The following is a 22,778-nucleotide window of genomic DNA, read 5'->3' as shown; positions in this document are numbered from 1 at the left end:
GGGCGCCCGCTCCCGGCGCCGCGCAGGATGCCAGTGAGCCCGCCGATCAGGCGGGGACCTCAAGGCCCCACGCCCTCGGGAGGATCCGCCGTGACCGTCAGTCTGGAGCAGTTGCGCCGTTGCCACTTCGCCGTCGACCTGGGAGCGGCCCGCACCCGGGTGTACGTGAAGGGCACCGGCCTGGTCGTGGACCAGCCCTCGGTCGCGGCCGTGAACACCCGTACCGGCGGGCTCATCGCCGTGGGCGAGCTCGCCGAGAAGATGACGGGGCGCACCCCGGACTACATCAGGGTCGTACGGCCCATCGCCGGGGGCACGGTGGTGGACATCGAGATGGCCCAGCGGATGCTGCGCCACCTGCTCGGCGACAAGATGCGCCGGGCGCTGCGCCGCAGGCCGCGGCTGCGCGCGGCGGCCTGTGCCCCGCACGACGCCGATCCGCTGGCCCAGCGCGCCACGATAGAGACGCTGGTCGGGCTGGGGGCCCGGCGGGTGGAGCTGGTCGACACGCTGATCGCCGCCGCCGTGGGGTGCGGGCTGCCGGTGGAGCGGCCCGAGGCCACCATGGTCCTGGTGTGCGGGGCGGCGGCGACCCAGGTCGCGGTGCTCTCGCTGGGCTCGATCGTGACCGCCGAGCGGATCCCGGTGGGCGGCGAGGCCGTGGACCACGCGATCGTGCAGCACCTGCGGCACCGGCACGCCCTGATGCTGCCCAGCCAGTCGGTACGGCCGCTGCAGCTGGCCCTGTCCGGCAACGGGCTCACCCCGCACGGCCCGGCCTCCACGGAGATCCACGGCCGGGACGTGGCGACGGGGCTCGCGCGCAGTGTGCGCGTGGACACCGCCGCCGTGCGCGACGCGATCCAGACCCCGCTGACGGCCGTCCTGGACGCCATCGGCAAGGTGCTGCGCGACTGCCCGCCCGATCTGGTGGCCGACCTCGCCGACCGGGGGATCATGATGGTCGGCGGCTCGGCGCTGCTGCCCGGGTTCGACCAGATGCTGCGGCAGGCCACGGGGATGCCGGTGCACATCGCGGAGCGGCCCGACGTGTGCGCGGCGCAGGGCCTGGGCGCCATGCTGGAGGGCCGGATCGAACCGCTGGCCCTGAACCCGCTCGCCGCCTGAGCCCGCTGGGGCGGTGGTTCAGCGGCGCAGGTAGGAGCGGATCGTCGTACCCTCCGGGCCGGTGTGGGTGCGCACCAGGTCGGACAGCAGGTTGACGAGGAGCAGTCCGCGGCCGCCGCGCTGGTCGCGGGAGGCGGGGCGGCGGCCGGCCAGCGGGTCGGTGAGGCGGCCCTTGTCGCGGACCTCGCACAGCACGTACCCGTCGTCGGACCACACCGTGAGGACGCCGGTGCCGCCGCCGTGGACCACGCTGTTCGTGGTCAGCTCGGCGGTGATCAGCGCGAGGTTCTCCAGAGCCAGCCCGGCGAGGCCCAGTCCGGCGCCGTGGTCGGTGGCCAGGTGCCGGACGGCGGACAGGGAGTCCTCGTCGAAGGGGACGGAGAGCACGACCGGGCCGGCGCCGGGGGCGGCCGGCAGCGGCTCGTTGTACCGGGCCACCACACCGTCGGGGTCGTAGGCCGCACTGGCCTGTTCGGCGGCGGAGCCGGCGGGGATGACCACGGGGTGGGTGGCGTACGCGTCGGCGAGCGCCCGCTCGTCCAGCCGGGAGGTGTCGTACGGGCACAGGATGGTGACCTCGCGGCCCCGGAACGCCGCGTTGATCAGTGCCTCGTGCTGCGCGCAGGCCGGGTACTCGGCCGGGCTGCGGCCCGCCCAGACCGGCTCGCCGATGATGTGGACGCGCCGGCCGGGCGGCTGGGTGTCGGCGAAGGCGCGCAGCACGCCGGGGATGATCCGGCCAGGGTTGCGTCCGGCCTCGCGCATGTCCAGGAAGCGGACGGCGGCGCCGTCGGCCCCCAACTCGTCCTGGATCAGCCGCAGGTTCTCGCCGGGAACGGCGACCGCGACCGGCGCGTCCGCCGCGAGCGCCGCGCGGACGAAGGGCACGGTGCCGGCCAGGTACTCCCCGGTGTTGCCGTAGAACAGCGCGGGGTGCACGAACGGGTCGGTGTGGTCCAGGGTTTCGGACGTCCTGGTCATCACGCCGACACCTCGATCCCCGGCAGACCGGGCCACAACAGCTCCAGTATCCGCGGTACGGCGTCCGGTGGCCGGTCCAGGACCAGCCGGCGCCGTCCGCCGAGGCTGCGGGCGGCGTCCGCCAGCGCCCCGACGCCCGCGACGTCGACGAAGGTCAGCGCGGAAAGCTCCAAGTGGTACACATCCTCGCCCTCGCTCACGGCCCGCTCCAGCGCGCGCTCCCAGACACCGCGCGTCCGCAGGCTCACCTCGCCCGCCGCCCGGAATCCGGTCCGCCCGGGCAGCGGATACACATCGAGCCGCGGCACCGCGGGCATCGGCTCGGCGGCGACCGGCACGGGTCGCGCCGGCTCGGGTCCGCTCACGTCGTCTCCCAGCCGCACAGGTACATGAGTCCCCAGTATGCGCCCCCCCCACCCGGCCGAGGTGTACGCCCGGGCCCGGGGGGCAGGCGAGAACCGGACGATGAGCGGCGGAGCGGGACGAAGGACATGATGTCAGCGGCAGGTGCAGCGCACACCGGGCGGCTGGACACCTTGGCCGTCGACGGCCGCGCGGAGGGCGACCGGGTCGCCCTGACCGCGCGCGGCGAACTCGTCCACGGCTGTACGGACACCCTCACCGGGGCGCTGGCGGCCCTGCCCGCGGGCGCCGCCCGGGTGGACCTGGACGTGTCCGGGGTGACCTTCCTGGACACGGCGGGCCTGGCGGTCCTGGACACGCTGGCCGCGTACGGCCTCCGGCGCGGTGTGCCGGTGCGGGCCACCGGCTGGCGGGGGCAGCCGCGCCGGGTGCTGGAGCTGGTGGGGCTCGACCCCGCGGACCCGCTGGGCGCCGCCCTGCCGGCGGACCTGGCCGCCCGTACGGCGTCCCCGGTGGCCCGGGAGCGTGCCGAGCAACTGGACCTGCTGCGCCTGGAGATCGAGCAGCTGCGTCATGCGATGGACTCGCGTCCGGTGATCGACCAGGCCCGCGGTGTCCTGATGGCGGCGCACGGGTGCGGCCCGGAGCAGGCGTGGGAGATCCTGCGGGAGGCCTCCCAGCGGTCCAACGTCAAGCTGCGGCGGGTGGCGGCGGCGGTCACGGAGAGCGCGACGCCCGACGGCCCGGCCCCGCCGGAGGCGCTGCGCACGGCGCTGGCCGACGCGGCCCGCCGGGTCAGTACGGCAGGATGCGCCCGGAGGGAGTCCTGCGGTCGATCTCCTGCCCGCGCGGCGCCGCGGGCCGCCGGCTGACACGTACCCGGATCCGACGGTCCATGACGCCCTCCTCCTGCCGACACCCCCCGGCTGGACGCCGGTAGGAGGTCCGTGCCCAGGAGCCGGGCCGTTCAAGCCTGGTCGGGCCCAAGTCGTACGATCGTCGGGGCGGCTGACGGTACGTCGGACCGGCTCGGCTACCGGGCCAGGTAGCGGGCGAGGACCGGGTCGAGCCGGCCCAGCCAGGCGGTCAGCCGGGCCTTGCGGCGGGCGTTCAGCTCGCAGGAGTACACGCCGCCGTCCCACAGCCGCACGGTCAGGGTGAGGCGGTTGCCGCGCCAGTGGCGTTCGACGTGCGCGATCTCGTCCCAGCCGAAGTCGGCACTCACACCCGCGACTTCGAGGAGCACTCCGGCGGCGTTGACGACGGCGCCGGCCTGCGCGTCGGCGAGCACGGCCTCCGGGCTGCCGAACGGCACGGGCGGTCCGAACCCGGGCGGCGGTGGCGGGGCGGCCGGCCCGGGGTGCTGGTGGTACGGCGGCACGGCGGCCTGCGCGGGCAACTGCGGCGGGGTCGCGGGCGGCGGGGGCGGCGCGAACGCCTGCGGGGCTGCGGCCGGGACGTGCGGGGCCGCGGTGACGGTCGGCGGGTACGGCGGTGTGGCCGGCCGGGCCGGCTGCGGTGCCGGTTCCGTCAGCCGGTCCAGCAGCGCGGTCGGCGTCGGCCGGTCCGCGGGCTCCTTCGCCAGGCACGCCCGGACCAGGTCCGCCAGCCCGGCGGGTACCGCGGACAGGTCGGGCGGCTCGTGCACCGAGCGGTACATCAGCCCCATCGGCGTGCCCTCGCCCCAGGCGCTGCCGCCCGCCGCCGCGACCAGTACGGCCCCGAGCGCGAACACGTCGGCGGCGCCGGTGACATCGTGGCCGAGGGCCTGTTCGGGCGCGAGGAAGCCGGGGGTGCCGAAGGCGGTGCCGGTGGCGGTGAGCCGGGTGGACTCCACGGCCCGGGCGATGCCGAAGTCGAGGACGCGGGGCCCGTCGTCGGCCATGATGATGTTGCCGGGCTTGAGGTCCCGGTGCACCAGGCCGCAGGAGTGGATGGACTCCAGCGCCTCGGCGAGGGCGGCGCCCAGGGACCGCAGCCGCGGTTCGTCCATGGCGCCCTCGGCGGCGAGCCGGGCCGCGAGGGTCGGGCCGGGGATGTAGGCGGTGGCCAGCCAGAGCGGGTCGCCGTCGCAGTCGGCGTCCACCACCGGCGCGGTGTGGAAGCCGCCGACGGCGCGGGCCGCCTCGACCTCGCTGCGGAACCGCTCCCGGAACACGGCGTCGGCGGCCAGTTCGGCCTTGGCCACCTTCAGGGCGACGGCCCGTCCGCCGCGCGTCCGTGCCAGATAGACCGTGCCCATGCCGCCCTCGCCGAGCCGGCGCTCGACGAGGTATCCCCCGATGCGTTCCATGCCGACAAGTATGGCCGCCGGGCCTGACCCGTCCATGCCCAGGCCGGACCCGGCGGCCGGCACGGCGCGGAGCACGACGGCCGGGTCGGCCGGAGGGCGGTGTCACGCGGCCCGGCTCTTCTCCTGCTGTAACTCACCGGCCGGGCGGCCCGTATGTCCAGGCCGGTCACCGGGCCGGCTCCGGTCCGCCGCCGGCCAGGAAGGCCAGCGCCACGGCGGCCTCGCAGGCGATGCCCGTGGCGATCACGTCCTCGTCGATCTCCATGCGGGACGAGTGCAGCGCCGGGGTCTCGTCCGGTGTCCGGCCCGGCGGGCACGCGCCGAGGAAGGCCAGGGCTCCGGGCACGGCCCGCAGCACGTAGGAGAAGTCCTCCGCCGTCATGTACGGAGCCGGCAGCACGTCCACCGCCTCGGCGCCGAGCGCGTCGGCGGCGGTCCGCAGGACGAAGTCGGTGAAGTCGGCGTCGTTGGCGGTGACCGGATAGCCGGTCTCGACGGTCGCCTCCGCCGTCGCCCCGTGCGCGGCGGCCACGCCCCGGGCGACCCGGGCGATCACCTCGTGCAGCCGCCGCCGGGTCGGCTCGGCCAGCGTCCGCAGGGTGCCCGCCAGTTCGGCGGTGTCCGGAATGACGCCGGTGGCGGTGCCCGCGGTCAGCCGGGTCACGCTCAGCACGGCACTGTCGTCGGCGGCCACGCCCCGGGTCACCGCCGTCTGCAGGGCGAGCACGATCTCACAGGCCACGGGGACCGGGTCGCAGGCGGTGTGCGGGGCGGAGGCGTGCCCGCCGCGGCCCCGGACCACGACCCGGAACCGGTCGGAGGCCGCCATCTGCGGCCCGGGCCGCAGCCGCACCGCGCCCGTCGGCAGGTTCGGGTGCACATGCAGCGCGAAGGCGGCGTCCGCGGGGGCCCCGGACGCCTCCAGCACCCCCTCCTCGATCATGTGCCGGGCCCCGTGCTCGCCCTCCTCGCCGGGCTGGAACATGAACACCACCCGCCCGCCGAGCGCGTCCCGCCGCCCGGCGAGCAGCCGCGCGGCGCCCACCAGCATCGCCATGTGGGCGTCGTGCCCGCAGGCGTGCATCAGACCGGGGTGGCCCGAGGCGAACGGCAGCCCGGTGGCCTCGGTGACCGGCAGCGCGTCCATGTCGGCGCGCAGCAGGATCGTCGGACCGTCGGCCGCGCCGGTGAGGGTCGCGGTGACGGAGGACAGGCCGCGCCCGGTACGGATCCGGAGCCCGAGGCCGTCGAGCGCGTCGAGGACGAGGCGCTGGGTGGCGGGCAGGTCGAGGCCCTGCTCCGGGCCGCGGTGCAGGGCACGGCGCAGGGCGATCGCCTCGGGGGCCAGCCGGCGGGCCTCGTCGAGCAGGGCCGGGCCGGCGGTCGCGACGCCGGCCGGCCGGGGCGGTCCGGCGTCCGGCGTGCCGTGCGCGGCCCGAGGCGGAGGTGTCATGCGGCCGTTCTCCTTCCCGGGGCCGGGCCTCGGCGGCCCCCCTCACCGTAAGGACGGCAGGGCCGCGCCGCACAGTCCCCGGTGACTTCGGCGCGTGGGATCCGGACAGGGCCCGGCTGCTGACAGGATGGCGGATTCCGCCCTTGCCCGGGAGGCGCCGCGCTGACCCGCTCGGTGACTGCTGCCCGGCGGCCGGCGTGCCAACTCCCGTACATCCCAAGGGCGTTCACAAGACTCGCGCGATCACGGCTACGCGGACGAACGGCGGCCGCCTCGGCGTGGCGGCCGCCGTGCTGCCGTTCCCGCAGGTCGCATCGATTCTGCGCCTGCGGTGTCCGGTGGGGCGGGTGGGACTCGAACCCACGGCCGACGGATTATGAGTCCGCTGCTCTAACCGGCTGAGCTACCGCCCCATAGCGGCGTGTCGCGTACAAGTGTGCGCGCCGTCTGCCGCAGCATAGCCGCTCATACGATCTCCTGCCTCGGATGGTCGGCTTCTGCGCTGCTCATGACCTTGAGGACAGCACCGCGGGCACTGCGGTTCCCGCGGACATGAAAAAGGACCCCTGAGGGGTCCTCGTTCAGCGCTCCCCCGACTGGACTCGAACCAGTAACCTGCCGGTTAACAGCCGGCTGCTCTGCCAATTGAGCTACGGAGGACCGAAGCTCCCCCGACTGGACTCGAACCAGTAACCTGCCGGTTAACAGCCGGCTGCTCTGCCAATTGAGCTACGGAGGATCGCCTCGTTGCATCGAACGTACCTACCTGGGTATTCGCCAGGGGGCGGGCGCTCGCTGCGACACATACATTAGCGCAAGCAGGGGGGTGCTCCGCCAATCGGTATCCCCCGGCGCCAGCGCCGCACCAGAGACCTACGCACGGGAAGGGTGGCAGCCATGCGCTACCGGCTCACGTTCCTCGCCGGACTGGCCCTCGGTTACGTACTCGGCACGAGGGCCGGTCGCGAGCGCTACGAGCAGCTGAAGAAGTCGGCCCGGCAGATCGCGCAGAACCCCGCGGTCCGCAACACCGCCGAGACCGCCGCCCAGCAGGGCCGCACCTACGCCGGCAAGGCCTTCCACACGGTCAGCGACAAGGTCGGCGACCGGGTGCCGGAGTCCGTCGCCCAGCGGGTCCGCTCCCTGCGGGAACGCAATGTCGACGGCACCGGCGGGGACGACTGGGGCACGAGCAACACGTAAGGGTCACGCACCCGCACCCGGCGCAGCACAGTCACCCCCTCCGATACGGCAAAATTCCTAGGCATGGGGATAGTCGCCGGCTTGGACAGCTCACCGGACTTCACGCGCATCGTGGTCTGCGACGCAGACACCGGTGCCGTCATACGGCAGGGGTATGCCCCGCACCCGGTGGAGGGGCGCCCGAGCGATGTCGACCCCCAGGCCTGGCTGCTCTCGCTCGGTGAGGCCGCCGGCGGCGGCCTGCTGGAGGGCGTCCAGGCCATCGGGGTGTCGGCGCAGCAGAACGCGGTGGTCCCGCTGGACGCCCAGGGCAACACCGTCCGCCCCGCCATGGTCGGCGGCGACAAGCGCGCCCAGGTCGCGGCGGCCGACCTCGTGGACGCGCTCGGCGGCAAGGAGGCCTGGGCCCAGGCGGTCGGCTCTGTTCCGCAGGCGGCCCAGCCGGTCACCAAGCTGCGCTGGCTCGCGAAGAACGAGCCGGAGAACGCGCTGCGCACGGCCGTCCTGCTCCAGGCCCACGACTGGCTGGTCTGGCAGCTGCTCGGCCGGCCGGTGCGCAGGACCACCGACCGCGGCGGAGCCTCCGGCACCGGCTACTGGTCGGCGGCCACCGGCGCCTACCGGCCCGACCTGGTCGAGCTGGCGCTCGGCCACCAGGCGATGCTCCCGGAGGTGATCGGCCCGTCGGACGCGGCCGGTACGACCCCGGAGGGCCTGCTGATCTCCGCCGGCACCGGGGAGACCATGGCCGCCGCGTTCGGGCTCGGGATCGGGCTCGGGGACGCGGTGGTGTCCCTCGGCGCGTCCGGGTCCGTGATGGCCGTGCACCCGGAGGCGCTCGCCGACCAGTCCGGGATGATCACCTCGCTCGCCGACGCCACCGGCATGCACCTGCCGGTCGTCACCACCCTGAACGCCGTACGCGCCCTGCGCGGCACCGCCGAGCTGCTCGGGCTCCCCGACCTGGAGAGCCTGTCGGACCTGGCGATGAAGTCCACGCCGGGGGCGCACGGGCTGGTGCTGCTGCCCTATCTGGAGGGCGAGCGGACGCCGAACCTGCCGCACACCGCGGGGACCCTCGCCGGACTGCGGCGGGAGTCGATGAAGCCCGAGCACCTGGCGCGGGCCGCGTTCGAAGGCATGCTGTGCGGGCTCGCCGACGCGCTGGACGTGCTGCGCGGGCGGGGCGTGGAGGTGCGCCGGATCTTCCTGCTCGGGCCGGCCGCCGAGCTGCCCGCCGTGCAGGCCTCGGCGCCCTCGCTGTTCGGCGCGCAGGTCGTCGTACCGCAGCCCGCGGACTACACGGCGATCGGCGCGGCCCGGCAGGCGGCCTGGGCGCTCGGTGTGTCGCAGGGCACACTCGACCCGCGGAACCCGCCCGCCTGGCAGGGCGCGGCGGCGCAGGTACTGGACCCGGGTGAGGAGCTGGCCGTGGGACAGGCGGTGCGGCAGCAGTTCACCGCGGTGCGCGAGCAGACCCATCCGGGGGCGTTCCGCCCCTGAACCCGGTGGGGTTAATCAGTTGAGGTAACGCCGGTGGAGTGAACGACGATAGGGGCCAAGGGCAACCGACCAGCCCCTGTCGCCGACTCCGAGAGACGTAGCGTGCTCATACGACTTCTGCGGACCTATCTCAGGCCCTACAAGAAACCCATAGCGATCCTGGTGCTGCTGCAGTTCCTGCAGACCTGCGCCACCCTCTACCTGCCCACTCTGAACGCGGACATCATCGACAACGGTGTCGTGAAGGGCGACACGGGTTACATCCTCACCTTCGGCGCCCTGATGATCGGCATCTCGCTGGCCCAGGTGGTGTGCAACATCGGCGCCGTGTACTACGGCGCCCGGACCGCCTCCGCGCTCGGCCGGGACGTGCGGGGGGCCGTCTTCGACCGGGTGCAGTCCTTCTCCGCGCGTGAGGTGGGTCACTTCGGGGCGCCCTCCCTCATCACCCGTACGACGAACGACGTGCAGCAGGTCCAGATGCTGGCCCTGATGACGTTCACCCTGATGGTGTCGGCGCCCATCATGTGCGTCGGCGGGATCGTGCTGGCGCTCGGTCTGGACGTGCCGCTGTCGGGGGTGCTGGTCGCGGTCGTGCCGGTGCTCGGCATCTCCGTCACGCTGATCGTGCGCCGGCTGCGGCCGCTGTTCCGGTCGATGCAGGTGCGGCTGGACACGGTGAACCGGGTGCTGCGCGAGCAGATCACCGGCAACCGGGTGATCCGCGCCTTCGTCCGGGACGAGTACGAGCAGGGCCGGTTCGGGAGGGCCAACGCCGAACTGACCGAGATGCAGCTGGCCACCGGCCGGATGCTCGCCCTGATGTTCCCGATCGTCATGACGGTGGTGAACCTGTCGTCCATCGCGGTGGTGTGGTTCGGCGCCCACCGGATCGACAGCGGCCAGATGGCCATCGGCGACCTCACCGCGTTCCTCGCCTACCTGATGCAGATCGTCATGTCCGTGATGATGGCCACCTTCATGTTCATGATGGTGCCGCGCGCGGAGGTGTGCGCCGAGCGCATCCAGGAGGTCATGGACACCGATTCGAGCGTCGTACCGCCCACGGCCCCCGTCACCGAGCTGCGCGCGCACGGGCACCTGGAGATCCGGGGCGCGGGCTTCCGCTACCCGGGTGCCGAGGAGCCGGTGCTGAAGTCCATCGACCTGGTGGCCCGGCCGGGCGAGACCACGGCCGTGATCGGTTCCACCGGCAGCGGCAAGTCCACGCTGCTCGGACTCGTCCCCCGGCTGTTCGACGCCACCGAGGGCGAGGTCCTGGTGAACGGCGTGGACGTCCGCGAGGTCGACCCGGTGCTGCTGGCCGGCACGGTGGGCCTGGTGCCGCAGAAGCCGTACCTGTTCGCCGGCACCGTCGCCACCAACCTGCGCTACGGCAACCCGGACGCCACCGACGATGAGCTGTGGCACGCGCTGGAGGTGGCGCAGGCCAAGGACTTCGTGAGCAGGCTGGAGGGCGGCCTGGACGCGCCGATCGCGCAGGGCGGCACCAACGTCTCCGGCGGTCAGCGGCAGCGGCTCGCCATCGCCCGCACCCTGGTGCAGGGCCCGGAGATCTACCTCTTCGACGACTCCTTCTCCGCGCTCGACTACGCCACCGACGCGGCCCTGCGCGCCGCGCTCGGCCGGGAGACCGCCGAGGCGACCGTCGTCATCGTCGCCCAGCGGGTGGCCACCATCCGGGACGCGGACCGGATCATCGTGCTGGACGAGGGCCGGGTGGTCGGCTCCGGCCGGCACGCCGAGCTGATGGCGTCCAACGAGACCTACCGGGAGATCGTGCTCTCCCAGCTGACGGAAGCGGAGGCCGCCTGATGGCCGGGCCCATGGGACGCATGATGGCCGGGGGCGGCCCCGACCAGCGCTCGATGGACTTCAAGGGCTCGGGCAAACGGCTCGTCGCCCAGTTCAAACCGGAACGGCTCACGATCTACGGCCTGCTGCTCTGCGTGGTCGTCAGCGTGGGCCTCAACGTGGTCGGCCCGAAGATCCTCGGCCGGGCCACCGACCTGGTGTTCGCCGGGATCATCGGGCGGCAGATGCCGGCCGGCGCCACCAAGCAGCAGGTGCTCGACTCGATGCGCGAGCGCGGCCAGGGCCGGGTCGCGGACATGCTGGGGGGCACCGACTTCACGCCCGGCAAGGGCATCGACTTCGACGCCGTCGGCGGCGTCCTGCTGCTCGCGCTCGGCACGTTCCTGGTCGCCGGTCTCCTGATGGCGATCGCGACCCGGCTGGTGAACCGGGCCGTGAACCGCACGATGTACCGGCTGCGGGAGGACGTGCAGACCAAGCTGTCGCGGCTGCCGCTGTCGTACTTCGACAAGCGCCAGCGCGGTGAGGTGCTGTCCCGGGCGACGAACGACATCGACAACATCGGGCAGACGCTCCAGCAGTCGATGGGCCAGCTGATCAACTCGGTGCTGACCATCGTCGGCGTGCTGGCGATGATGTTCTGGGTGTCCTGGCTGCTGGCGCTGGTCGCGCTCGTGACCGTACCGCTGTCGTTCGTGGTGGCCACCCGGGTCGGCAAGCGGTCGCAGCCGCACTTCGTGCAGCAGTGGCGCTCCACCGGCCAGCTGAACGCGCACATCGAGGAGATGTACACCGGGCACACCCTGGTGAAGGTGTTCGGGCGGCAGCAGGAGTCGGCGCAGCAGTTCGCCGAGCAGAACGAGGCGCTGTACGAGGCCGGGTTCAGGGCGCAGTTCAACAGCGGTGTCATGCAGCCGCTGATGATGTTCGTGTCGAACCTGAACTATGTGCTGGTGGCGGTCGTCGGCGGGCTGCGGGTCGCGTCGGGCGCGCTGTCCATCGGTGACGTGCAGGCCTTCATCCAGTACTCGCGGCAGTTCTCGATGCCGCTGACCCAGGTGGCGTCGATGGCGAACCTGGTGCAGTCCGGTGTCGCCTCGGCCGAGCGGATCTTCGAACTCCTGGACGCGGAGGAGCAGGAGGCGGATCCGGTGCCGGGCGAGCGGCCGGCGGAGCTGCGCGGCCGGGTGCGGCTGGAGCACGTGTCGTTCCGGTACGACCCGGAGAAGCCGCTGATCGAGGACCTGTCGCTCACGGTGGAGCCGGGACACACGGTGGCGATCGTCGGTCCGACCGGCGCGGGCAAGACCACGCTGGTCAACCTGCTGATGCGGTTCTACGACGTGTCGGGCGGCCGGATCACCCTCGACGGGGTCGACATCCGCGGCATGACCCGGGACGAACTCCGTTCCGGGATCGGCATGGTGCTCCAGGACACCTGGCTGTTCGGCGGCACCATCGCGGAGAACATCGCGTACGGCGCCTCGCGCGAGGTCACGCGCGGCGAGATCGAGGAGGCGGCGCGGGCGGCGCACGCGGACCGCTTCATCCGTACGCTGCCCGACGGGTACGACACCGTGATCGACGACGAGGGCACGGGCGTCAGCGCCGGCGAGAAGCAGCTGATCACCATCGCGCGGGCGTTCCTGTCCGACCCGGTGATCCTGGTGCTGGACGAGGCGACGAGCTCGGTCGACACCCGCACCGAGGTGCTGATCCAGAAGGCGATGGCCAAACTGGCGGCGGGCCGCACGTCGTTCGTGATCGCGCACCGGCTGTCGACCATCCGCGACGCCGACACCATCCTCGTGATGGAGAACGGCTCCATCGTGGAACAGGGCGCGCACGCCGAGCTGTTGGCGGCGGACGGGGCGTACGCCCGGCTGTACAAGGCGCAGTTCGCACAGGCCGTGGCCGAAGTGGACTGACCGGCAGGACGAACACCGAGGCTCCGCCCTTCCCGGCCGAAGGGCGGAGCCTCTGCCGTCTGTCCGGAAGGGTGGCCGAACACCTTCTTGCCGCGATCCCGTCGTCTGACGGGAATCGGCCACCCGGGGCGTCCCTAGGCTGCCGGCGTGGGGAGGAAACCTGTGGCCGACGAGGGGGCCGGGGCATGGGCACCCGTCGTCGGCGAACACCTGAACTGGGTCCGTGACGTCCTGGGGCGACTCGACCTGCCGGCTGGGCGTCGCGACGCGCTGTGGTCCGATCTGCGGACGGTGCGGACGCGTGCCGACGATCCGGAACTGCGCGTCGCCGTCTTCGGCGAGGCGTCGAGCGGCAAGAGCACGCTGCTCAACGCCTTCCTGCGACGGCGACTGCTGCCGTCGTCGGCCCGGGTGACCACCACGGTCACCACGGTGCTGCGGTATCACGACGGCACCGAGGGCCTGCGTCTGCGGACCGCCGACGAGACCGATCTCAGCTGGCCGTCGGCGGCCTTCGGCGCATGGGCCGGCAGCCCGCGCACACCGTCCGCGGACAGCCTGGAAGCCGCGTTGGACCAGGTGCTCACCACCGACCTGGCGCTCCGGGTACGCGACCTGGAGGTGCGCTCCCCGGTCCGGCTGCTGGGCGACGGCGTGGCCGTACTGGACACCCCCGGTTTCAGCGTGACCGACCCGGGACACCGGGAGCAGGCCGAGTCGGCCGTGCAGCTGGCCGACCTCGCGGTGGTGGTCGTGCCCGCCGTCGCGGCCATGTCGATGACCCTGGCGGACTTCCTCACCGGGCCGCTGCGGCACCATCACGACCGGTGCGTCTTCGTGGTCACCAAGATCGATCTCATCGACGAGGACGAACGGGCCGAGACCACCGAATTCATCGGGGACCGGCTCCGGGCGATGGGCATCGCCGACCCGCTGCTGCTGCCCTGCGCTCCGGGAAGGGTGCTGGAGGAGATCGGCGGGCCGGACGGCGGGATGCGGGCGGCGCCCGGCCACCGGAGTCATCTGGCCGGGTTCCGTACCGTGGAGCAGCGGATCCTGCGGCTCGCGGCGGAGCGACGGAAGTCGGCCGTCGCGGCCACCGTGCTGACCCTGCTCTCCCGGCTGCTGGCGGCCGTGGAGGAGACCGCCGACGCCCAGCGCGCCGAGTACCGCCGTGCGGAACGCCGACTGGCCGCCCTGTCGCTGCCGGACTTCCCGGGGTTCCTGGACTCCTGGGCCCGGCGCGTCCGCGACAAGGTGACCGTCGGGACGGCGTACACCGCGACATGCGCCGCGGATCGGACGGGACCGTCCAGGCTGGACGAGAAGGTGGTCGCCGCGGTCGCCGGTGACAAGATCGACGACATCGGTCAGGCGGCCGCCGAGGTCTCCCGTGTCGTCCGTCTCCACCTGAGGCAGGAGGCCGAGCGGACGGCCCGGGCCGCGGCCGGGCGGGCCCGTGACCTGCTGGCCGCCGAAGCCGACGAGCTCGCCCGGGACTTCTCGGCGCAGTACGGCGCGCTCGCCGGGCTGACCGGCGAGACGCCCGCCGCCCTGGTGGTCCCCGTGCCGGACCTGGAACTGCCCGATCTGGATCTGTCCGGCGTCGATCAGGCACTGATCGCGGTCGGTGCCGAACTGACCTCCGTCGACAACTGGCGCACCGGTGGCGGTGCGGCGGCCGGAGCCTTCATCGGCACCATGATCGCCCCGGGCATCGGCACCGTCATCGGCGGCGCGCTCGGGGCCGTCGTGGGCAAACGCGGACGGGACACGGCACGGACACAGTTCCTGCTGAAGACCCGGCCGATCATCTCGGCCGCGTACAGCGAGATCGGTATCCAGCGCTCCGTCCTGCTTCAGCGCATCGTCCAGGGCGTCGGCGACAGTGCCGTGGCGCTCCGGCAGAGGTACGAGACCGCGTTCGGCGACGAGATCGCCCGGCTCACCCTGGCCGACGAACGCCAGCGAGCCGCGCTGGCCGACGCCGTCGCCGTCGCCGAACGGACCGCGGCCGCAGCCCGGCACCGGCGTGAGCAGGTCGCCGCCCTGCGCCGCGGCACTCCAGGCACCGTGCACACATCCGAGGAGTCGTAAGCCATGGACATGCAGGCCGATCCCCAGCCGCCGCCCACTCCCACCCCGCCGCCGCCCCCTGCGCCCTCCGCCGCGGACACCCCGTCCGCCGACGCTGTCGCCCCCGTGTCCGCCGCGGACCCGCCTCCCGTCCCCGCCCCGCACCTCGCCGAGGCCGGCGCCGCGCCCGGCTGGCTGCGGGAGGCCCGCGAACTGGCGGCGCGCCACGGGCTGGACCGGATCGGTGCGGACCTCGAAGCGCTGTCCGACGGGCGGGGCCGGCGGCTGTTCCGGATCGCCGTACTGGGCGAGTTCAACCGCGGCAAGTCCACCCTGGTCAACCGGTTACTCGGCCGGAACCTGCTGCCGACCGGCTCGTTGCCGGTGACCCGGGTGCCGGTGGTGGTCCGTGCGGCGAAGGACGAGGTGCTGACCGTCCGCTGGCCGAACGGCCGGCGCGAGGTACGCCGGCTCGACGCCGACGGCGTGTGGGACGGCCTGACCGGTGCCGTCCCCGACGAAGGCTCCGGGACGACCGTGAGCGCCGCGGAGCCCTCCGTGACCCTCACCGTGGCCGACGACTGGCTGGACGGGCTGGACGCCGAACTGGTGGACACCCCCGGAGTCAACTTCGGCAACGACGAGCAGCTGGAGCAGGTGCGCCGGATCGCCGCCGGATGCGACGCCGTCCTGTTCGTCGTCTCCGCGCTGTCCCCGCTGGGCATGACGGAACGCGACCTGCTGGAGGAGGAGGTGCTGCGCCGGCACGTTCCGTTCGTCGCCGTCGTCGTCACGATGCTGGACCTGCTCGACGCCGAGGACCGGTCCGAGACCCTGGAGGACCTCGGGCGACGGCTGTCCGGCCTTTCGGACGTGAGCGTGCTGCCCGCCCCGGCACCCGGCGCGGGTGCGGCCGAAGTGGCCGCGCTGCACGAGCTGGCGGCGGGATTCGCCCGGCGGGACGGGCGCGCCCTGTGGCGTGACCGGCGGATCGCCGCCCAGGTCGCGGACCACTGCGACGCAATGACCGCGCTCGCGAGCCGGGCCATGGCGGCGGACCGGCTCTGCGCGGAGGAGGCCGCGGAAGAGGCCAAGAGGGCACAGGCGGCGCTCGAGGACGAGGAGCGGCAGTGGGAGCAACTCGACATCGACCTGACCGCACGGCAGCTCACCCTCGTGACCCGGCTGCGGGAGTACGTCCAGGGCAAACGCGACGGGCTGATCGAACGGCTGCGCTGGGAACTGGATCGGGCCTCCGACCCGCGCGGCTGGTGGGAGCGTGATCTGCCGTTCCGGCTCCGCCACGAACTGTCCGTCCTAGCGAAGGAGTCCGAGCGCACCGTGCTGCTGCCCGCCCTCACCGCCGACAGCGGCTGGCTGGACGCGGAGGTGACCGGCCGGCTCGCCGGGACCCGGCCGAGCTGGATCCCGGCCGCGGGCGCGCTGAAGCTGTCGGTCGAGCCGGAGATCTCCGGCGAGGTCTCCGACCTCTCCGGGGTCCGGCTGGCCACCCGGCTGGGCGCGCAGGGCGGGGCCATCGTCGGCTACCTGATAGCGGCGGCCCGCCAGGCACCGCTGCCGATGATCTACGGCGCCGGTTTCAGTCTGCTTGGCGGGCTGCTCGCGGAGGCGTCCATCAGGGCCGCCACCGAGGCCCAGCGCAGCGAGGTGGACGCGCTGCTCGTCCGGGTCGTCGACGAGGCCACGACGGGCTTCCAGCGGCGGGCGGTCGAGATGCTCTCCGAGGTCTACGCGGACGTGTTCGAGCAGCTCCGGCAGTCGCACCTCGCCTGGCACGACGTCCGGCGGACGGTGGCGGATCCCGAGAACGACGAGGACTGGGAGTCCCTGGCCCGTTCGGCCGCTGCCCTGGCCGCACGCATCCGGGCCGGGCTCCGGGCCTGACCCGCAGGCCGGGCACCTCACAGCTGCAGATCCGACAGAGAGGACGGACGGGACCATGAGCACGGAAGAAGGCGGGTACGCCGCCGCGGCGGCCCAGCGGCTGCGGCTGACCGGCGTCTGCCACCAACTCGCCAAGCTCGCCGAACAGATAGGCAACACCGGAGCGGAGAGTGTGGTGTCCTCCATCCTGGAGCGGATGGACACCGACGCCTTCTACGTGATGGTGGTCGGCGACTTCAAGCGCGGCAAGTCCACCTTCGTCAACGCCCTGCTGGGCGCGCAGGTGCTGCCGGTCAAGGCGGTGCCCGCCACCGCGGTCATCACCGAGGTCAGGTTCGGTGACTCCCCGGCCGCCCGGTTGTGGCGGGAGGGCGCCGTCGCCCCGGAGTCGGTCGCCCCCGAGCGGCTCATCGACCTGATCACCGTCGACAACAAGAAACACGACCAGCGCAACCCCTACGTCAAGGCGGAGGTGATCTGGCCGCTGGAGCTGTGCCGCAACAACGTGGTGCTGGTCGACTCGCCCGGCCTCAACGACCACGTGAGCCGTGACGAGATCACCCTCGGTTACCTCCGCAAGGCCGACGCGGTGATCTTCCTCCAGCACGCCATCGCCCCGATGAGCAGCGGCGAGACGGGGTTCCTGGAGTCCTATCTGGACGCCCACGACCCGTTCTTCGTCTTCACCTACTTCGACGCCATCGACGACCACGAGCGCGACGAGGTGATGGCCTCCGCCCGCCACCGCATCACCGATCTGCGCGGCGAGGAGCGCGACGCGGGCCGCTTCTTCTTCGTGGACGGCAAGACGGCGCTGCGCGCCAGGATCGCCGAGGACGCCGCCGCCTTCCGGTCCTCGGGTGTGGCCGCCCTGGAGACCGCGCTCGAACGCTATCTCGCCACCGAACGGCACAAGGCCAAGGTCCTCGCGCCTGCCCGTGCCCTGCGCGGCCTCACGCGCGAACTGGGCCGGAACATCCCGTACGAGCTCGCGATGCTGGACTCGCGGACCGGGGACCTGGAGCGCCGCTGGGAGGAGGCCCAGCAGCCGCTGCGTGCCCTCCAGGCCCAGGCCCGGCAGATCACCATGGACCTCGACAACCAGACCCGGATGCTCCAGGACCGGGTGGAGACCCTGCTGGGTGGTTTCCTGACGGCGGTCGCGGACGAGGCCCCGGTCGTCGCCGCCGACCTCACCCTCACCACCAAGCTCGGCATGAACCCCGTGAAACTCAAGGAGCGCGCCGAGCAGGTCGCCGGGGAGATCGCCGCCGGCACCGCCAAGAGGATCGAGGAGAAGGTGGCCCAGTGGGTGTCCGGCTCGCTGGAGCCGGTGATCACCCAGGACCTGGAGAAGCTGGCCGAGCGGATGAACGCCGAACTGGGCTCCTTCGAGGCCCGCCTCGACCAGCTGCGGGTCGATCTCACCGGTGTGACCAACGCCGCCGCGGCCGGTGAGCGCCAGCAGGAGCCACCGCTCGCCCGATTCCTGGCCGGTGTGGGCGGCTTCGTCCTCGGCGGGGTGGCCGGCGGCATGATCGGCGCGCAGTTCGGTGTCAAGGAGGCGCTGCGGACGCTGTTGCCGACCATGGCCATCGCCGTGGTCTGGCTGTTCACCCCGTTCGGACTGCCGACCCTGATCACCGCCCTGGTCGTCCAGACCATCGCCCAGGGCAACGTGGCGGGCAGCCGGCTGGAAGCCAGCATGCGGGAGGCCGTCGGCCGGGAGATGGCCACCCAGATCAGGCTGGAGGCCCCCAAGCAGGCCCGGGCGGCCGCCAAGGCCTTCGCCGACACGACCATGCAGCCCCTCGTGGAGGCCGTCACCAGCGGGCTGTCCTCCCGCGTCGAGGAACTGAACCGCAGCGTGGCCGCTGCTCGGGAGACCCGGGAACGGGGCGCGGAAGCCGTCGAGCAGCGCCGCGGCGAACTCAAGCAGTCGGAAGAGCTGTTGCGCCGCACCGGCGAGGACCTCGACGACGTGGTGAAGGACCTGGAGCGGATGTGATGGCCCGTTACCGCAGACGGCTGTGTCTGGCCGTGGACCTCCGCCACTACAGCCGCCACACCTACGCCGAGCAGGAGGACGCCCAGTACCGGCTCCGGCTCGTGGTCGAGCATGCTCTGCGCCGGGCCCGCGTGCTGCGGGTCCGTGCGCAGCAGCAGCTCCAGGGCGACGGCCAGTTGGTCGTCTTCCCGACGGGGATCGACGTCGTACGCGCCGTCCCGGCACTGGTCCTCGGGCTGCGCGACGGCCTCTACCAGGCGAACCGCGCGCCCGGGCGCTTCGGCCGGCTGCGGATGCGGGCCGGTCTCGGCCAGGGTGCGGTCTCCCGGGCCGACCGGGGCTACGTGGGCGACTGCGTGGTGCTGGTCAACCGGCTGATCGACTCCGCCGAGGTGCGTCGCGCGCTGGAGGCCGACCCCGGCAGCGACCTGGCACTCGCCGTCTCGGACGGCATCTACCGGGACGCGGTCCTCCCCCAGGCACACGGGCTGTCCGCCGGCGACTTCCGCCGTGTCGACGTGGTTCTCCGGGAAAAGGACTTCGTCTCGAGTGCCTGGCTGCACGTGCCCAGGTCGGCCCCGGCCAGGGACCTGCGGGCGGAGCCGGTGATCTGGGGCCACTCCCCGGGTCGTACCGCCATGCGGGAGTTCGTCGTCCCGGCGCTGGGCGCGGCGCATGCCGCGGCGACCGTGGTCTCGCACAGCAGGACGCTGCGTGAGTGGGTACTGCCCGGGGGCCACGGTGCAGGACCGGGAACGTCCACGGCGACCGCGGCGGGCGACGCCGACTTCGACGGCCCGGACGACGAGCGTCACGGGGGGCCGCACCCGGGGGACGGGCAGCACGGGCACGGGCACCGGGCGGACCCGCACCACGCCGACCCGCACGGCCCGGACGACGGACACGGGCCGGACCCGTACCACCCCGATCCCCATCACGGCGACCCCCACCAGCCGGGCCCCGCCGACCCGCAGGCCGACCCGTTCCACCCGCATGACGCGGGCCACCACCACGTCCACCCCTTCCACCACGGTGGGCACTGAACGATGACGGAACACGAGCGGGCGGCACAGGAGATGACGGCGGCGGTCGCCGCGCTGACGTCCTTTCAGCTGGTCACGCAGCAGGCCGACGCCAAGGCCGGCACGCTGGTCACGGTGCATGTCGGTCTCGCCGCCGTCGTAGCCTCCCGGGTCGGGCAGGTCGGCGCTCCGGCACCGACGACGCCGTCGGCGGTGCTGTTCTGGCTCGCCACGCTCGCCTACGTGCTCGCCTTCACCGTCTCGGGCTATCTGCTGGTGCAGGTGATCCGTCCGCGCAGGGCCCGACTGGCCGCGTCCAACCGGTTCTCGCTGGACGCTGCCGCGGGCGGCGGGGCGTCCCCCGGGCCGCCGGTGACCGAGGTGTGGGCGACGGCCGGCGCCCTGGCCCGGATCGCCGAACTGAAGAACCGGTACGCGGCCCGCGCCGTCATCTGGGTCTCGGCGATGGTTCTGACGGCGGCGTGCTGGCTGGTCCTTGCAGGGACGACGCGGTGAGCGGCGGGCCCCAGGCGGTCCCGGCGATCCGGCTGAGCTCGGAGACGTCCCGTACCAGGATCCGCCGGTAGCCCGTTTCTATGACCGCCTGTTCGCGCAGCGACCGTAACACCCGGTGCACACTCGGTTCCGAGGCCCCGACCAGCTCCGCGAGCTCCGGTTGGGTCAACGCCACCCCGATCGCGACACCGGCCTCGCCGACCTGGCCGTAGACGCGGGCGAGTTCCCCCAGGACCCGGGCCACGCGGGTCGCCACCGCGCAGCCGCCGAACTCCTGACGCCGCCGGGTGGCCCAGCGGAGCTTTCCGGCCACGGCACGCATCACGGCCTGCGCGGCGTCGTCGTGGAGCGCCAGGAAGGCGAGGAAGTCCCGGCTGCTGATCCGGTTGGCGAGGCCCGCGCCGGACGCCACGACCGTGGCGACGCGAGGCTGTGCGTCGAAGCAGGCCAGCTCGCCGACGATGTCGCCGCCGGCCCGGACCGCGAGCAGCGCCTCACGGTTGTCCTCCGTCATGGACAGCACCTTGAACCAGCCGCTCAGCAGCAGGAACACGTGCGAGCCCGATTCACCTTCCCGCAGCAGCCGCTCGCCGCCGAGGAAGTGCGTCCGTCGCCCCAGAGCGACCAGGTGGTCGCGCGTCGGTGCCGGCAGTTCGCCCAGCAGGCTGGCGGCAGGCCAGGGATTCTTCCCCGATCTCGGGAACGACGCACTGCGCGTGGCGCTTGACGCCATAAACGAGCCCCCCTCGAATTACCGTTCGTTTTCAGACATAGCGCCTGTATTTGATTATGTGACGCGCGCCACCGCCCTGTTCGTCTCTTCGCTTTTTTCGCGGGACCGACGAAGACCCCACCCGAGCGGCCTGCCCCGGGCCGCGGGTGGGGTCGTGTCCGTACGGCAGGCGCCGTCAGTCCAGGTAGCCCCTCAGCTGGTCCGCGAACGCGTGGTCGCGGAGCTTGTTGAGGGTCTTGGACTCGATCTGCCGTATCCGCTCCCGTGTCACGCCGAAGATGCGGCCGATCTCCTCCAGCGTGCGCGGGCGGCCGTCGACCAGGCCGTACCGGAGCTGGACGACCCTGCGCTCGCGCTCCCCCAGCGTGGACAGCACCGCTTCCAGGTGCTCGCGCAGCAGCAGGAACGCGGCCGACTCCACGGGGCTCGCGGCGTCGCCGTCCTCGATGAGGTCGCCGAGGGCGACGTCGTCCTCCTCGCCGACCGGGGCGTGCAGCGACACCGGTTCCTGGGCCAGGCGCAGCACCTCGCCGACCCGCTCGGGCGGCAGGTCCAGGTGGGCGCCGACCTCCTCGGCGGTCGGCTCGTAGCCGCGCTCCTGGAGCATCCGGCGCTGGACGCGGACGACCCGGTTGATCAGCTCCACGACGTGGACGGGGACCCGGATGGTGCGGGCCTGGTCGGCCAGCGCCCGGCTCATGGCCTGCCGGATCCACCAGGTGGCGTAGGTGGAGAACTTGTAGCCGCGCGCGTAGTCGAACTTCTCCACGGCCCGGATGAGCCCGAGGTTGCCCTCCTGGACCAGGTCGAGCATGGTCAGCCCGCGGCCGACGTACCGTTTGGCCACGGAGACGACGAGCCGCAGGTTGGCCTCGATGAGTCGGCGCTTGGCGACGCGGCCCATGACGACGAGCCGGTCCAGGTCGAGGGCCAGTTCGCTGTCCAGGTCGGGGGTGCTGCCCAGCTTCTCCTCCGCGAACAGGCCGGCCTCCACCCGGCGGGCGAGTTCCACCTCCTCGGCCGCGGTGAGCAGCGGGATACGGCCGATCTCGCGCAGGTACTGGCGGAACAGGTCCGCGGAGGGGCCGCCGGACTCGGCCCGGGCGGCGACCGGCACCTCGACGGGTTCCCCGGGTTCGTCCACGAGCGCGTCGGCGGGCGGCTCCGCCTCGGGATGCAGGGCCGCACGGCTCTGCGGGGGCACGGCCATGAGGACGTCCGTCTCCGCGTCCGGCTCGTCCGCGGTGGTGCTGGTGGCGCTGGTGCTGCTGACGGTCTGGGTGAGGGTCTGGGTCTGCACGGGGGCGACCTCCAGGATGATCGCTGCTGAAGGTGTGCGGCAGCGTGCGCTCCGAGGCTCGGGCACCGCCCCCAGTGTGGAGTACGACACAAGCCCGCCACGAGGGTCGTGCGGTGACTTTTTGCGTCCGCCTCGTCACGGGCCGGTTACCCGGGCCGTCGGACTATGCGACCGGCAACTGCGGCTGCCGTCCGGGCCGTTGTCACCGCGGGCGGGTCCCGCGCACCAGTGCCTGCAGGGCGTTCAGCAGGGCGGTCAGGACCTGCCGGGCAGCGGTACGGCGGTACGGCCGGGCCGACCAGACCGCCGGCAGCACCACACCGACGTACAGGAGCAGGAACACCACCAGTCCCACGGTGCCGGCCCGGCCGAGCCAGCCGGTGGCTCCGTCGAGGATGTCGCGCCAGATGGCCGTCGTCGTCATCGCTTCCCCCTGTGGGTGTCCGTGGCCTGTGCGAGGCCCTACGGTCCGCGCCGGCGAGGGTGTCCAGCAACGGTCCGTGACGACTTGGACGGTTCCCGTCATGAAG

General features: G+C 73.0%; 18 protein-coding genes and 3 tRNA genes. 11 read left to right on the top strand and 10 right to left on the bottom strand.

Annotation, left to right across the window (positions count from 1 at the left end):
* Positions 1–90: 90 nt before the first annotated feature.
* Positions 91–1,128 (top strand): rod shape-determining protein, encoded by a 1,038-nt coding sequence (locus ABZ923_RS20750; RefSeq protein WP_361473712.1) that lies wholly within the window; start codon positions 91–93, stop codon positions 1,126–1,128.
* A gap of 18 nt (positions 1,129–1,146) precedes the next feature.
* Here ABZ923_RS20750 and ABZ923_RS20745 read toward each other — a convergent pair whose 3' ends face one another.
* Both ABZ923_RS20745 and ABZ923_RS20740 read right to left on the bottom strand, forming a co-directional pair.
* A complete protein-coding gene (locus ABZ923_RS20745) occupies positions 1,147–2,109 on the bottom strand; it encodes an anti-sigma factor RsbA family regulatory protein (protein ID WP_361473709.1) in 963 nt (320 codons plus the stop codon).
* On the bottom strand, positions 2,109–2,426 hold the full coding sequence (locus ABZ923_RS20740) for an STAS domain-containing protein (protein WP_361473768.1): 318 nt from the start codon (positions 2,424–2,426) through the stop codon (positions 2,109–2,111). The genes ABZ923_RS20745 and ABZ923_RS20740 overlap by 1 nt, the downstream gene beginning before the upstream one ends.
* A 174-nt stretch (positions 2,427–2,600) precedes the next feature.
* Here ABZ923_RS20740 and ABZ923_RS20735 point away from each other — a divergent pair, with 174 nt between their 5' ends.
* A complete protein-coding gene (locus tag ABZ923_RS20735) occupies positions 2,601–3,344 on the top strand; it encodes an ANTAR domain-containing protein (protein WP_361473707.1) in 744 nt (247 codons plus the stop codon).
* Between the two features lie 161 nt (positions 3,345–3,505).
* On the opposite strand, the gene ABZ923_RS20730 is transcribed toward ABZ923_RS20735, so the two are convergent.
* The 5 genes from ABZ923_RS20730 to ABZ923_RS20710 form a co-directional block, all read right to left on the bottom strand.
* Complete coding sequence (locus ABZ923_RS20730; RefSeq protein ID WP_361473704.1) at positions 3,506–4,765, bottom strand: serine/threonine-protein kinase; 1,260 nt, start codon at positions 4,763–4,765, stop codon at positions 3,506–3,508.
* Positions 4,766–4,931: 166 nt separating this feature from the next.
* Positions 4,932–6,218: a M20 family metallopeptidase gene (locus tag ABZ923_RS20725; protein ID WP_361473701.1), complete on the bottom strand. Its 1,287-nt coding sequence runs from the start codon at positions 6,216–6,218 to the stop codon at positions 4,932–4,934.
* A 339-nt stretch (positions 6,219–6,557) separates the two neighbouring features.
* A tRNA-Ile gene (locus ABZ923_RS20720) sits at positions 6,558–6,631 on the bottom strand.
* Between the two features lie 174 nt (positions 6,632–6,805).
* Positions 6,806–6,878 (bottom strand) — tRNA-Asn (locus tag ABZ923_RS20715).
* A gap of 6 nt (positions 6,879–6,884) precedes the next feature.
* Positions 6,885–6,957 (bottom strand) — tRNA-Asn (locus ABZ923_RS20710).
* A 158-nt stretch (positions 6,958–7,115) separates the two neighbouring features.
* Here ABZ923_RS20710 and ABZ923_RS20705 point away from each other — a divergent pair.
* The 9 genes from ABZ923_RS20705 (at position 7,116) to ABZ923_RS20665 (ending at position 20,215) form a co-directional block, all read left to right on the top strand.
* Positions 7,116–7,421, top strand: a complete 306-nt coding sequence (locus ABZ923_RS20705; RefSeq protein ID WP_361473698.1) for a YtxH domain-containing protein — start codon at positions 7,116–7,118, stop codon at positions 7,419–7,421.
* Between the two features lie 63 nt (positions 7,422–7,484).
* Positions 7,485–8,924, top strand: coding sequence for an FGGY family carbohydrate kinase (locus ABZ923_RS20700; protein ID WP_361473695.1), 1,440 nt, complete (start codon positions 7,485–7,487; stop codon positions 8,922–8,924).
* Positions 8,925–9,026: 102 nt separating this feature from the next.
* On the top strand, positions 9,027–10,760 hold the full coding sequence (locus tag ABZ923_RS20695; protein WP_361473692.1) for an ABC transporter ATP-binding protein: 1,734 nt from the start codon (positions 9,027–9,029) through the stop codon (positions 10,758–10,760).
* Positions 10,760–12,688, top strand: a complete 1,929-nt coding sequence (locus tag ABZ923_RS20690) for an ABC transporter ATP-binding protein (RefSeq protein WP_361473689.1) — start codon at positions 10,760–10,762, stop codon at positions 12,686–12,688. Before ABZ923_RS20695 ends, ABZ923_RS20690 begins: the two co-directional genes overlap by 1 nt.
* Positions 12,689–12,835: 147 nt before the next feature.
* Positions 12,836–14,785 carry a dynamin family protein gene (locus tag ABZ923_RS20685; RefSeq protein WP_361473686.1) on the top strand — a complete coding sequence of 650 codons (1,950 nt, stop codon included), beginning with the start codon at positions 12,836–12,838 and terminating at the stop codon, positions 14,783–14,785.
* Between the two features lie 3 nt (positions 14,786–14,788).
* Positions 14,789–16,669, top strand: coding sequence for a dynamin family protein (locus ABZ923_RS20680; RefSeq protein WP_361473683.1), 1,881 nt, complete (start codon positions 14,789–14,791; stop codon positions 16,667–16,669).
* 55 nt (positions 16,670–16,724) lie between these two features.
* Entirely contained in the window at positions 16,725–18,677 is a 1,953-nt protein-coding gene (locus ABZ923_RS20675; RefSeq protein ID WP_361473679.1) for a dynamin family protein, read from the top strand.
* Positions 18,677–19,720, top strand: a complete 1,044-nt coding sequence (locus ABZ923_RS20670) for a hypothetical protein (RefSeq protein ID WP_361473676.1) — start codon at positions 18,677–18,679, stop codon at positions 19,718–19,720. The genes ABZ923_RS20675 and ABZ923_RS20670 overlap by 1 nt, the downstream gene beginning before the upstream one ends.
* 3 nt (positions 19,721–19,723) lie before the next feature.
* Positions 19,724–20,215 carry a hypothetical protein gene (locus tag ABZ923_RS20665; protein ID WP_361473673.1) on the top strand — a complete coding sequence of 164 codons (492 nt, stop codon included), beginning with the start codon at positions 19,724–19,726 and terminating at the stop codon, positions 20,213–20,215.
* On the opposite strand, the gene ABZ923_RS20660 is transcribed toward ABZ923_RS20665, so the two are convergent.
* The 3 genes from ABZ923_RS20660 to ABZ923_RS20650 all read right to left on the bottom strand — a co-directional run bounded on the left by ABZ923_RS20660 (position 20,148) and on the right by ABZ923_RS20650 (position 22,672).
* Positions 20,148–20,948: a Crp/Fnr family transcriptional regulator gene (locus tag ABZ923_RS20660; protein WP_361473670.1), complete on the bottom strand. Its 801-nt coding sequence runs from the start codon at positions 20,946–20,948 to the stop codon at positions 20,148–20,150. The genes ABZ923_RS20665 and ABZ923_RS20660 overlap by 68 nt on opposite strands.
* Positions 20,949–21,123: 175 nt before the next feature.
* On the bottom strand, positions 21,124–22,338 hold the full coding sequence (locus ABZ923_RS20655) for an RNA polymerase sigma factor (protein ID WP_361473668.1): 1,215 nt from the start codon (positions 22,336–22,338) through the stop codon (positions 21,124–21,126).
* Between the two features lie 112 nt (positions 22,339–22,450).
* On the bottom strand, positions 22,451–22,672 hold the full coding sequence (locus ABZ923_RS20650) for a hypothetical protein (RefSeq protein ID WP_361473666.1): 222 nt from the start codon (positions 22,670–22,672) through the stop codon (positions 22,451–22,453).
* Positions 22,673–22,778 lie beyond the last annotated feature (106 nt).

The organism is Streptomyces sp. NPDC046881, from assembly GCF_040645015.1.
Classification (GTDB): domain Bacteria; phylum Actinomycetota; class Actinomycetes; order Streptomycetales; family Streptomycetaceae; genus Streptomyces.
Note: the sequence above shows the minus strand (reverse complement) of the source record. Positions and strands in the feature narration are given on the sequence as shown.